Raw genomic sequence first — 12,968 nt, 5'->3', positions numbered from 1 at the left:
AAGACAGATGCGATAAAGGTGTTAACAGATTATAAAGTGGAAGCAGACTATAGTGTTGCAAACTGGGCACAAATCCTACACTTAAAAACAACTGGCAAGAACGCAATCAATTTGGCCAAAACACTAAAAGAAGTTACGGATGCTAAGGACGCAGCAATAGCAGCGATTGATCTAATTAAAGTAAAATCAAGTATTTCTACTATTAGTGGAATTACTGTAAATGGTGAACTAGCTGCTGTAGATGTGTCTGATTCAGAGATTTATAATGTTACACTCCCAGCAGGAACCGATTTAACGAAAGCAACTATTTTGGTAACCGCTACAGATACAAACGCAGTAGTAACACCAGCAACAACTACGAATAACGGTACTACTTGGCAAGTTGTAGTTACCGCAGAAGACGGGAAGTCAGCTACAACTTATACGATAAACATAACTGTCACTCCTCAATAAAAATAAACGAAACGTTACGCTATAAGCTAAGTAAAACTAGTGAAATGCGTGGAATGAAAGACATTCTAACTGCTACGTTCAATTGGTAGGTGCAATTCCTACTCTTGTTCAACAGTCCAAAACAACAAGTGCCTAATCCTCCTGGGTCCAATGATGCGCTGATACGCAGAAGGGGCTAAGTCAGGTGAAGTCGTACCCGGTAGTGCCGGGGCGGGGTTCTTTAAAAGATTTCTATGGTTAGGAAAACGAATCCATGTAGGCAGGGTAAGCTAGTGTACAGTGCGAAATGTGAAGCTAGGAGTTCACTGTACATCCCTATAGTCGAAATACTATAGTGGCGATCGACGAATTGACTGTTAAACCGGTCGTTCTTACACCTGGATAGTGGAAGCCTAAGGAAATCAAAATGAGGGATGAACATAGCGGAACGTTTGAAGTCTTGCGAGAAGAGGTGTTTCAGCGCCGATGACACTTGTAAGATGGCAGCGGGTTCATAGTAGTGTCAATTGGTAGCCGTTTGGACTTGTATGGTAACATACGAGAAGGAGAAAACTAGCAGGAGCGAAGGGACCCAGTCAGTGATATATCTTTATAAAAACTTATTTCCCTAAAAATAAGTTCAGCATCTTTTTTTCTTAGGAAATAAATTGAAAAGAGAACCGCTGATGGATCGCCGTGTGCGATGAAAGTCGCCCGCATGGTGAATGCCCGTACAGAAAGCCATAGGAATCTTGGTATAAGGCGGGAATAGCATAGGCGCAGCAATCATAGGTGTTAATACACCTTATACGGTTTTGCAAATTGGAGAAACGATAACTACAACAGTAACAACAAGCGAGGCAGGAACAAAAACTTGGTTTTCTAGCGATCCGGCAGTTGCAACGGTAAATGCGACTACTGGTGCAGTCACTGCTGTAGCACAAGGAACAACAACGATTAGTTATACTTCGAGTAACTCTAGGATAAATAGTGTACTTGTTACAGTTCATCCACAAGCAGCTTTAGGAGCAGTACCGACAGTTCCAGCACCTTTTTCAGTAATTGGATGGGGTTCTGCAGCAACGGGTTATACAACTCCTTTAACTGGTCAATCCATCAGTTGGAATGTAACTAATGGTACAGGTTCAGCGACGGTGAATTCAAGCATGGGCGCGATAAGAGGTGTTGCAGCTGGTGATGTAACTGTATTTTATCGTATTAAGGACAATGCGACGGGTGTTGTAGCTTATAAATCCGCACCAGTATCAGTTACAATTCCTGATACACCGAGAGTAAGTATATCACCACCATTTCCTGGTAACAGCATAACTGGTGGACCTTTTATAATGTCGACGAATGTAAATTTAACACTGACAATTACTGACGGAAGTGGTGGAATTGTCACATTCGATAATGCCACAAGTAATGATTCAAGTATTGCAACTGCAACGATTGCGGCTCCAAATCTTTCAGGGCACGTATTTTTATATGTTGATAGACATAGTGCAGGTGCAGCTCATATAACATTTGATTACACAGATAGTAATAATCAAACTGGAACAATGACTTTAATATTTATTTTTCAATAAAACTAGGGAAATAAAAGAATATCGCTGATGGCACGCCGTGTGCGATGAAAGTCGCTTGCACGGTGTAGGCCCGTTATAAAGCTTGCAAAAGTATAAGATGGGAATAGTATTGCACCAACATTAACAGCTGATTTTACAGACGATTATACAAATGAACCATTAGAAATAACATTTCTATCAAATAGTGACTGGGAATCTCAATTACACTCTACGTCCATTAGCACGGATGGTGGAATGAGCTTCGTTACTTCATTCATTGATCCTGCACAAATTAGCGCAGGAAAAATTACACTAGCGGGTAGATCAGCTGGAATAATCATTATTCAGTTTCACGCTACGGGCTATTTTGATGCTGTCGTAACTCAAACTGTTATCGAACCAACAGCAGAAGTAAGAGTGAAATCTACAGACAGTAATACTGTGGAAGTAGAGGAAGCAAGAGCACTTGTTTTTGTTGACAAAAATGCAATTGTGGGCAATATCGGTTCAAAACTCATATCTCTTAATGGTACTATTCAAATGTATAAGTTTGTTTATAGTAGCGGAGATGAAATGAAGGAGTATGGACTAGGAGATAAAATAAATCCAAATCACTCGGTTGCCTTACATGTAACAGCCGCAGACGATTCAACGATCGGCTACTATACAGTACTAGTTAATCCATAAAACTTTGTAGAGAGAAATCTCTCTACAAAGTTTTTTTGAAATTTCAGGACAATTGGACAATCACTACCATTGTTAACATAAAAGTCTTATGGACTATTAACATTCCTCAGTATTGTAATGATCCTTGCGTACGAGTAAACTAAAACTGACTTGATTTTTGACGTGTAAATAACAAAAAGAATGGAGGGTAACTATTGAATAAGATATATACGCTTTTATTAGTCGCAATATTCACTCTTTCATCCGTATGGGCTCCGATAGCTTCAGCCGAAAATGTGAAAATCGATTATGTGGCATTAGGGGATTCCTTAGCGACTGGCCATACGCCGCACGGAGTAAAAGTTGGCAGAGGTTACACAGATATGATTAGTGAAGCTATTGCCAAACAAGGGATGCTTGGCTCGTTCACTAAAGCTTATGCAACTTCCGGTGAAACTAGCGTTGGATTGCTAGAAACATTGAAACGTGCTGAAGTGCAGCAATCGCTAAAAGAAGCCGAACTTATTACGATTATTAGTGGTGCCAATGATTTTATCGACGAATTGTATGATCCGTCGAATGGGCATATCGATGCGGATGTTGCAAAGGCAACTACACTATTAAATACGGTTGCAGGAAACTTGACTGCTGCTATTCAACAAGTGAAATCGTTGAGTCCAGATGCGGACATTTATTTGCACGGTTATTTTTTCCCGATACCGTCTTTGGACGATGAAGCAACGAAAATGCAGCTGCAAATTGCTTTTAATCTGATGAATGCAAAACTGAGAGCAGTTGCAGAAGGCGAAGGTATTCACTTTGTCGAAGTAGCTTCCGTGTTTGATTTGAACGGAGCAATTTATTTAGAAAACCCAAAAGATATACATCCAAATGAGGCAGGTTATCAAGTAATGGCCGATCAATTTTTTCAAAACTACTCGATTCATGTAAACGCTCCTTTTCCAAACATATCTAGTAATTGGGACAATAAAATCAATAAAGCAGAATCAGTTGCACCTAACAAAAAGTGGACAATCACGTTAAACAAAGACGTTCATCCAACTAGTGTCAAAAAGGCGGTTTATGTAGTGAAAGATGGAACAAGTCTCGTTCAGGTTGGAGTAGAAATATCCAAAGACAATCCAAAACAAATTATTATCACAGCTCCGAAGCAAGGCTATAAATCAGGGGCTTATCAATTGATGGTAACGAATGATCTACAAGACAAGTCAGGTAAATCTTTAAAAACAAATGTATTAATGAACTTTCAAGTTCAATAAAAATTAGGAGGAATAATTTATGAAAAAGAATTTATTGAAAAGCACAGTGGCGGCAGCGGTATTATCAAGTTCGATTGTAGCGTTTTCTCCAATCGCTTATGGGAAAACAACTTCTGTTGACTTAGGTGCAGTGAAGAGTGAGTTAAATAAGGCAGCAGCACAATATGTGAATCCTGCATTAACGGGACAACTTGCTCCAAGCAGTTCATTATACGTTACATTAAACAGTGCGAAGCAAAGCTATGAAAATACGAAAAAAGCGATCAATTCTTCAGCCTTATCTGCAACAGAAAAAGCAGCAAAATTAAGTGAACTGGATGCTGCATATAATGAAAAGATTAACAAAGGCCTAGTTTCCTATATTGATGCATATAACTATGCGACAAAATATTTAGCACCAATCATGAAAGAAATGAAAGAAGCGGAAGCGAAAAATGATTTTGCAGCTGTTGTAAAAGGATACCACCAATTATCTTACCAATTAAAAGATAGAACATCGATTCTTTATCGTTTTTCTGGTAAAGCAGCTCGTGATTTATTGCTAGAAAACTATAAAAAACCAGCGGATGCAGTTCTTAAAGAGCTAGCAGTGCCAGTTACAATTTTCATGAAAATGACAGAGCTGAATACGTTCCAAGCAGCTGGTAAAAAAGAAGAGGCATTAAAAGCATTTGCAGAAATAGAAGCTTTAGAGAAGACTTTACCTGCAACGAATAAATACAAACCTACATTATCAAAAGAAGTAGCAAAACTTAAAGCAGCACTTACTCTTATAACACCAACACCTGCACCAGTTGTAACCCAAGAAGTATTAGATACAAAAGTTGCAGCATTAATCACTGGATTAAACGCTAGTTACGCTAAAAATATCGCCGTTTCATCTACAGTTTCTAATACTTTAGTTGTTGCGATTAAAGAAGATACTAGCGTTGAAGCATTTTCTACAGGATTTTATACAACATTAGTTACTGGTTTAGGTGTTACGAAGGTTAATGGCAATGCCCCAACATCTGTGGAAGCATTAACTGCTTTGAAAATGGCTTTCGGTGAAGCGAAAACATTAGCAGATTTAAAAGGAAAAACAATCGTTCTTCCTGTAACAGTTGGCACTGAATTAAACGTGAACTTTACAATCGTATTCGAATAAAAAGAAAACCCAATGGGGGAAATTAATCATGCTATCGAAAATTATGAAAATAAGTCTACTAACTATCCTTGGACTAGTATTCACAATGGGTAGTGTTGTAAGTGCAGACGCTGCAACGAAAGTAATGTGGGGCAAAACTGAGTTGAAAATTGGTCAAATTGGAAAAGTGACGATTTTAGCAGAAACTAAGCTTGTGAAACTTGAAAGTGATGGCTCATTATCTACAGTTCGTACCTTGAAAAAGGGAGAAGAGTTCCGTGTCTACAGCTATAAAGGACAACAAAACGGTCTTTATGGTTTAGGTGGAAGCAGCTTTGTTCAAAAAAGTGCTTCTATTCAGTACGAAACCCCTTCTAAAGCGAAGTTAGCATTGATTCAAAAGCCAGCTACAACAGTTGATTTAGAAGTAATAGGGATTGACTGAAGTACCAAGCACTCACACAATTAACAAAATCCTCTTAGGTCATTTCTGACTTAAGGGGATTTTTTCGAAATTTATTTCTCAAACATTAACATTTGTCAGTATTGCGTTTAGTAAAAGTAATTTAGTATAGGTATATACTGTACAAAAGGAGTGAGCGGAGTGAAACATTTAATAAGAAAAATATGCATTGCACTAATCATTGTGTTACTTTTCCAAATTTCGTTATTTGGACAAACCCCGATGTTAAAGCCAGTTGAGGCTGCTACATCAGGTCCAATTATTACTAGCAAGAGTCCAGCTGACGATTTCACTAGTGTACCATTGAATAGCACACTTTCCATCACATTTGATGAAGTAGTTAAGATAGGAACTAGTTCAGCAGCACTAACAATTTATAAAGAATCATCGAATGATATATTTGAATCGATTCCCGTAAATTCATCGAATGTTGATATTATCGGTGGGGTTGTTACCATTACACCTAGTAAGCCATTCGAAAATAATACCGAATATTATGTGCTAATTGATGCAGGATCTTTCTACAATGTTTCAAATGGGGCAAGTTTTAATGGATTTAGTAATGCGGCAGAATGGAATTTCAAAACGATTGCGTCAACTGGAGCAGTACCAACAGGCACCATTAGTATAAAAAACGGAGAGCCATATACAAATTCTAAAAATGTTAGTTTGAATATTACTGCAAGTACTCCCAATAATGATTCAATTGAAATAAGTTTTTCGAATGATGCCCTAACTTGGAGCAGCTGGGAAACTTTAAGTTCAACGAGAAGTTGGACACTGAATGTTGGAGATGGAATAAAGACGGTCTATATGAAGCTAAAAGATTCAATTGGGGGGGAATCGCAGGTCTACAGTGATACAATTACCTTAGATACAATACCCCCTAATGTAAACGGAGTCATAGATAGTGTTTCGTATAATAGTGACGTAACAATAACCTTTAACGAAGGAACAGCTACGCTAAATGGAGCTGCATTTGTTTCTGGTACGCAAGTAACTCTAGAAGGTACTTATACATTATTAGTAACGGACGCCGCTTTTAATGTAACAGTAGTGGGCTTTGCAATAGACAAGACGGCACCTATCGTTCATGGGGTAGAGCAAGGTAAAGTGTACAATTCAGGTAGAACAATAATCTTTAACGAAGGAACGGCTACGCTAAATGGAGCTGCATTTACTTCTGGTACGCCAGTAATGCAAGATGGTACTTATACATTAATAGTTACAGACATTGCGGGAAATGTAACAACAGTGACCTTTACGATAGACAAAACAGCACCCACTGGGAGTATTTCTATATCAAATGGAGCATTAACAACTACAACTCCTTCAGTTACACTGAATTTAACAGGGGTAGACATTAGTCCAATACAAATGCAGTTTTCCAATGACGGTGTTACCTGGAGTACTGCCGAACCTTTTACAAACACGAAAGTATGGACGGTAGAAAGTAGTCTCGGCACCAAGACTGTTTACTATAGATTAACGGATAGTGCAGGGTACACGTCAGCAGTGTACACTGCTACAATTGAATTAATCGCACCATTAAATACAAATGCGGATTTAAAGAATATTGCATTTTCTAAAGGAGCACTCTCACCTGTATTTGCACCGAATGTATTTGCATATACAATGAATGTTGCAAGTCAGATTGACAGTATAGATGTACACCCGACTGCGGATTTCAATAAAGCTACAACAAAAGTGAATGGAATCAGTGGGAATAAGACAGTTCCACTCAACTACGGAGCAAATACAATTACAATAGAAGTAACTGCAGAAGATGGCATAACGAAGAAGACATATACAGTTACAGTGAATCGTGCTAAGCCATCTAACCCAGGTCCATCGAATCCAGAGCCAATAAATCCAGTGCCTGTTCAACCGGAAAATCCAACACCGGTCAAAGCAATTCCAAATACAGTATTGCCAAATCCACATGGTTTACCAGTCGCAACTTTAACAGTTAATGAGGATGTTAAATTATATCGACTAGACGATGCGGGTAACCTAGTAGAAGTGAGATTGGCAGAAAAAGGCTCGTCTTTATTCGTTTATGATATTTACAATGGCTTATATAAACTAGCGGATAACTTATACGCAATACCGTCTCCATCCCTTAGCATCCATATTGGGAAAGGAGAAGTTCGTAAGGATGAAGTAAATGTGTACGACAAGGATGGACGATTTATTCGAACGATAAAAAAAGGACAGCAATATAAAGTGTATTCCTACGACGATAATCGCTACGCAATCGGTGGCGGTGAATTTATTGAAGTACAAGATGGCGTTACGTATGTATTCGGCTGGATAACACTTACAGAACAACTGATACTTTATAAACCAGATGGAACTGTAGAGCGCGTGCTGAAAGCTGGAGAGAGATATCGTATCTATCAAGCAGATAAAGACAACTTGCATCTTGGCGGCGCCTTTACAGTCATGAGAGAAAATTCTATGTATACATTTGTGAAAAACTAAAATTAGAGTTAAACATGGTTCTAACAAAATGCTCTTAAGTCTTTTAGAGACTCATGAGCATTTTTTTGAATTTAATTTTCAAATATTAACATTCGTCAGTATTGCGATTAGCAAAATTTATGTACACTGAAAGAGAATTACAAGAAAAGTGAGGAGGAAAATTATGCGAAAAAAATTATATATTAAAAAATTATTCCTTTTGTTAATCCCAGTCGTAATGTTTTATAGTATTTTATCCGAATATTCCTTTATTAGTGCAGAGGCGGCAGCCAAAAGGACGGCTAAAATTGAGGAAGTCCGTGGAATTGTGATGATTCAAAAAAATGGTGGAGTTAAGTTAATACGGGCTTATGATGGGATGATTTTACAACAAGGAGATCGAATTTCGACAAATCCGTATGCTAGTTTGAGATTAATAATTCAAGATACGAATGATGAAATTACGATTAGTGAAAATGCGGAATTTTTTATAGCTAATTTAGATGAAGCTATGGGGAATAAACGCACAAAGCTAACAATTTGGAATGGCTCCATTTGGGCAAAAGTAACACCATTAGTAAATTCAAAAGATAAATTTGAAATAGGTACGCCTTCTTCTACGATGAATGTGAGAGGGACAAACCTTTTGGTAGGTATTGATCCGGTTACCGGTGAATCCAGATTTCTTATTGCATCAGGGCAAGGTGTAGTGACTCCGAATGGACAAGGAAGTGGAAGCAGTACTGTTGTATATCCAGGTCAACAAGCAGTAGTTGGAGATAATAGTGAGGATCCGATTAACACTATTGTTGATATTGATAGTTTAATCGAAAACACTTCCTCCGCAATAATAGAAGCAATCATTCAGGCGAAAGCAGCTATCGACAGGGAAAATGCAGAGTATATTGCAGAGATGACAGGAAACCAAGGGCCAAGCCAAGAAGATATAGAGCGAATTATCCAAAACTTGGATAATCTTGTTGGTAACATTGTAAAGAACGCTATCGAGCAGGGGCAAGTAGACGAACAGGCTATAAAGGCATTAATAGAACAAGTGAACAAACAATTAGGTTTACGTTTGGATTTAGATAAAGTAATTCCACCACAATTAACGGATGCAGAAAAAGAAAAAGAGGCACAACTTAAAAAGCTTGAAGAGGAAAGAAGAAAGAAAGCAGAGGAAGCAAAGCGTAAGCAAGATGAGTCAAAGAAACAGAACGAAGCGCTTCAGAAGAAGCTAAAAGAACTGCAAGAGAAGCAAAAAGAGCAAAAGGAAAAAGTAGAAGAAGAGAGAAGGAAACAAGCAGAAGAACTTTATAAAAGTAAGTTAAGTGAAGCAGAGCGATTAAAATATGAGCAAGAAGCAGCAGCAAGAGCAGCACAAAAACAGGCACAAGAAGCAGAAGCAGCGAGAGCAGAAGCTTTGGCAAATACTCCTACGCCACCATCACAGCCAAGTGGAAATCCTGGTCCATCCGTATCAAATGTGGACAAAAATCTTGCAAAAGCTAAGGCTACAATTCCTGCATCTTCAGAGCTTTATACACCAGATACTTGGGAAAGAGTATTAGCAGCACTTGCTATGGCTGAGACAAATAATGGAGAAAAAGTAGAAAAAACAGAAGTGATTAAAAATGCTGTGGCGGGACTAGTAACGATTATAGACCAAAATTTAATGGATGCTAAATCTTCTATTCCGACTAATTCAACACTTTATACTCCAGATACTTGGGGAAGAGTATTGGCAGCCCTTGCTATGGCTGAGACAAATGATAGTAAAAAACTAGAAAAAATGGAAGCTATCATGAATGCTGTTGAAGGATTAGTTGAAATACCTATCATTCCAGAAATAGTTATAGAGGGATTAAGTGTTGGTACTAATTATGTAAAAGTACATTGGGTTCATTATGCTGATGCAACTAAATATGAAGTTTACTTGAACGGAAAAATAGTAAGAGAATACGATGAAATAATGGATATCTATAATTATACGGACGATGAACTACAATCTGGGGAATCTTATAAGTTAGAAATTTTGGCATTAGATGATGAAGGAAATATTCTAGCCAATAAAACGATCGACTTTCAAACGGATGCTCCTATAGAAGATTCAGTTCCTACTCCATGATGAAAGAAGGTATTTTTAGTGAAAAATAAGTTTATGAAATCTTTTATTTTTGCCACAATAACGGCAGTATTACTGTTTTCGTCAACTACTGTATTTGCAAGTAGTTCGATACAGGATCAAGTAAATCAAGCGAGAAAAGATATTAAAAATGCAGCTTTTGGCTACGTGGTTCCAGCGCAAGATGGGAAACTAGCCACTAGTCGAGAATTATACCCTTTACTCGATAAAGCGAAAGCAAGCTATGAAAAAGCAAGAAAGGCTTTATTAAAATCTACCGTGTCAAATAAAAAAGTGCTTCTAAAAGAACTAGATAGTCTTTATATTGAAAAAGTAGATAAAGGAATTGTTCCTTATATTGACGCATATAACTATGCGGAAAAATATTTAGCTACAACGTTAAAAGAAATGAAGCAAGCTGAAATGGAGCAAGATTGGTCGAAGCTATTAACTGCTTATCATAAATTATCCTTTCAGTTAAAAAGTAAATCGGCGGTTTTGTACCGTTTTTCGGGTAAAGATGCCCGTGATTTATTGCTAGAAAAATACAAAAATCCTGCAAATGCTAAACGTGACCAATTAGCAGTCGCTGTTACAGTTTATATGAAGGCAATAGAAGCAGATAATCTAATCAATGCTGGAAAAGTGACAGAAGCACATAAAAGTTTAAGTAAGATGACAGCATTGTTAAAGCAACTTCCAGCTATCGGAAGTGAACCATTATTAGAATTTTTAGCAGAAGTTAGTGAAAAAGCTGGTTATGATTTAGTTTTACCAGCTCATTTGAAAGATGGAGCTTCTGTATTTGTTTTTGCAGGTAGTGGAGATTATGGTAACACAAATGGAGAAGCTGCTTCATTTCGCACTCCTAATAGTATTGCTTCACTATCAGATGGCTCTATTTTAGTTGCAGATAGTAAAAACCAAACAATACGAATGATTAAAAGTGGTGTTGTCTCAACTTATGCTGGCATAACATTTGAGACAGATACTCATGGTAACCCTCAAGGTGGTTGGCATGATGACAAAAACGATATGTCGGTATTTAACAATCCTACTGGAATGGCTATAGATAAAAATGATACGGTTTTTATTGCTGATACCGACAACAATGTTATTCGTAAGATTACGAAAGATGGTAACGTGACAACAGTTGCAGGAGATGGCTTTATTGGCAATCAAGATGGAGTGAATGCAAGGTTTAATTATCCACAGGATGTTGCATTTGCAAAGGACGGAACTTTGTATGTGGCGGATACATTAAACCATGTTATTCGAAAAATTACTACGGATGGAAAAGTCAGCACGCTAAATGCTTATTCCGATAGAGTGGCACAAATTGAAAAAGGGGATATAGAATTAGCGGGCGATTATGCAGACGGAAAACTACCGGACGCAAAATTCAATGAACCTTCTGCCCTTGTGATAGACGAAAAAGGGAATTTGTATGTAAGTGATAGTGGTAACCAGCTAATTCGGTATATCGATTTTACTTCAAATACGGTTTCAACAGTAGCTGGGAACGTTTCTAAAAGTAGCACAATTTCAGAATCTAGTAAATTGTATGCAAATGGAGATTATGTAAATGGCTCAGCGTTATCAGCTCAATTTAATTTTCCAAAAGGTTTGGCGATAACGAGTGAAGGCGGACTTTTGATTGCAGATAGTTTAAATCATGCTATTCGTTATTTGGTGGATGGAAAAGTAACTACCGTTGTTGGAGCAACTAACGGCAGTAAAAGTCCACTATATTACCCAACAGACATTTTAGTACTACCTGATGGATTTTTACTTGTAGTAGATAGCTATAGTAATAGTATACGTATTGTAGAGCCAAAGTAAGTTTATAAAACCCTCTTAAGTCTTTCGAGACTTAAGAGGATTTTTTCTGTTGCAATACATCGAAAATGAAGCGAATCGCAAGTTCACCAATCCAAATCACAACATTCTCGAATCAAAATGTTCCCTGTGTCCAACACAATTCAAAATAATTTAAACATCTGCTCAAAATAAAGCCCTAACGTCGAGTCGGCAAGCAGTGTTACTAAAATAACAAATAAGACACTAAACATAACGATATAAAGGACAAATCCATAAAGAGCATCTAACCCCGCTGATTTTTTGATGACTAAATAAGACATGATATACAGTGGTAAAACGAACAAAGCGAACATAAAACTAACAACTAACAGTACATTTCCATACGTAAATGATTTGATTGCTATTAGCACTAAAGCAAGCGCTACTCCAACAACCAGTGGAGATAACTGCCCCCCATAAAAACTAACAATCGACTTAAATGAATACTCTGGGCCAAAAAAGTTATTAATCATATAAAGAGAAAATAATACCATTCCAATTAGAACTAAAGTAAGCAAAGCAGCCTGAATGAAAAATGATAAAAAGCCAGAAGAAGCGGTATTCGCTAACAAAAATAGTGCGATTGCGTATAACATAGCGAACAAAACAATACTAAGTAATCCATTTGAAAAATCCTTTTCTCCATGCTGAAAAGCAAGAGAAGGTTTTTTTAATTGTTGAACAAAATAAGAGCGATAAGCTTTCGATTTCTTTTTCATATTTTCTACATAGACGTTAGGCTCGGCAGATTTTGCCCTATGATCTACCCTCGAATAAGACACTTCAAATGGACTGCCACACTCTAAACAAAAATTCCCCAATGCCTGTTCAGAACTACAACTCGAACATATCATACGATCCCCCCTTTAGTTCAAGTCTTTTTGTATTGATTATATGAATGCGGTGAAGGTTATATTCAAATTTAATGATTGAATTTCGCAATATTTGTCTATGCTTTTATATAGAAGATATATGTTAGGAGGCA

General features: G+C 37.4%; 9 protein-coding genes and 1 pseudogene. 9 read left to right on the top strand and 1 reads right to left on the bottom strand.

The features are described from left to right. The 9 genes and pseudogenes from RUH95_RS19710 to RUH95_RS19670 all read left to right on the top strand — a co-directional run. Positions 1–453, top strand: a pseudogene (locus RUH95_RS19710) (hypothetical protein); the annotation flags it as partial. Between the two features lie 794 nt (positions 454–1,247). After that, positions 1,248–2,021 carry an Ig-like domain-containing protein gene (locus tag RUH95_RS19705; protein WP_313894615.1) on the top strand — a complete coding sequence of 258 codons (774 nt, stop codon included), beginning with the start codon at positions 1,248–1,250 and terminating at the stop codon, positions 2,019–2,021. 108 nt (positions 2,022–2,129) lie between these two features. Continuing rightward, positions 2,130–2,687 carry a hemoblobin-interacting domain-containing protein gene (locus RUH95_RS19700; RefSeq protein ID WP_483880140.1) on the top strand — a complete coding sequence of 186 codons (558 nt, stop codon included), beginning with the start codon at positions 2,130–2,132 and terminating at the stop codon, positions 2,685–2,687. A gap of 194 nt (positions 2,688–2,881) precedes the next feature. Further along, the gene (locus RUH95_RS19695; RefSeq protein WP_313894613.1) at positions 2,882–3,946 is read left to right on the top strand and encodes a GDSL-type esterase/lipase family protein; all 1,065 of its coding nucleotides are present in this window, start codon (positions 2,882–2,884) and stop codon (positions 3,944–3,946) included. A gap of 19 nt (positions 3,947–3,965) precedes the next feature. Then, the gene (locus RUH95_RS19690) at positions 3,966–5,093 is read left to right on the top strand and encodes a hypothetical protein (protein WP_313894612.1); all 1,128 of its coding nucleotides are present in this window, start codon (positions 3,966–3,968) and stop codon (positions 5,091–5,093) included. A gap of 28 nt (positions 5,094–5,121) precedes the next feature. After that, positions 5,122–5,517 (top strand): hypothetical protein, encoded by a 396-nt coding sequence (locus tag RUH95_RS19685; protein ID WP_313894611.1) that lies wholly within the window; start codon positions 5,122–5,124, stop codon positions 5,515–5,517. Positions 5,518–5,676: 159 nt separating this feature from the next. After that, a complete protein-coding gene (locus tag RUH95_RS19680) occupies positions 5,677–8,019 on the top strand; it encodes a cadherin-like beta sandwich domain-containing protein (RefSeq protein ID WP_313894610.1) in 2,343 nt (780 codons plus the stop codon). A gap of 163 nt (positions 8,020–8,182) precedes the next feature. Continuing rightward, the gene (locus tag RUH95_RS19675; RefSeq protein WP_313894609.1) at positions 8,183–10,126 is read left to right on the top strand and encodes a FecR family protein; all 1,944 of its coding nucleotides are present in this window, start codon (positions 8,183–8,185) and stop codon (positions 10,124–10,126) included. Between the two features lie 18 nt (positions 10,127–10,144). Next, a complete protein-coding gene (locus RUH95_RS19670) occupies positions 10,145–11,965 on the top strand; it encodes an NHL domain-containing protein (protein ID WP_313894608.1) in 1,821 nt (606 codons plus the stop codon). 140 nt (positions 11,966–12,105) lie between these two features. Here RUH95_RS19670 and RUH95_RS19665 read toward each other — a convergent pair whose 3' ends face one another. After that, positions 12,106–12,837: a hypothetical protein gene (locus tag RUH95_RS19665; RefSeq protein WP_313894607.1), complete on the bottom strand. Its 732-nt coding sequence runs from the start codon at positions 12,835–12,837 to the stop codon at positions 12,106–12,108. Between the last annotated feature and the right edge of the window lie 131 nt (positions 12,838–12,968).

The sequence above is a fragment of the Psychrobacillus sp. genome, assembly GCF_032154225.1.
Taxonomy (GTDB): domain Bacteria; phylum Bacillota; class Bacilli; order Bacillales_A; family Planococcaceae; genus Psychrobacillus.
Note: the sequence above shows the minus strand (reverse complement) of the source record. Positions and strands in the feature narration are given on the sequence as shown.

Bases quoted from the DNA above. Each gene is read 5' to 3' on its own strand.
- RUH95_RS19690 (WP_313894612.1), top strand. From the start codon at position 3,966: ATGAAAAAGAATTTATTGAAAAGCACAGTGGCGGCAGCGGTATTATCA.
- RUH95_RS19685 (WP_313894611.1), top strand. From the start codon at position 5,122: ATGCTATCGAAAATTATGAAAATAAGTCTACTAACTATCCTTGGACTA.
- RUH95_RS19675 (WP_313894609.1), top strand. From the start codon at position 8,183: ATGCGAAAAAAATTATATATTAAAAAATTATTCCTTTTGTTAATCCCA.
- RUH95_RS19665 (WP_313894607.1), bottom strand. From the start codon at position 12,837: ATGATATGTTCGAGTTGTAGTTCTGAACAGGCATTGGGGAATTTTTGT.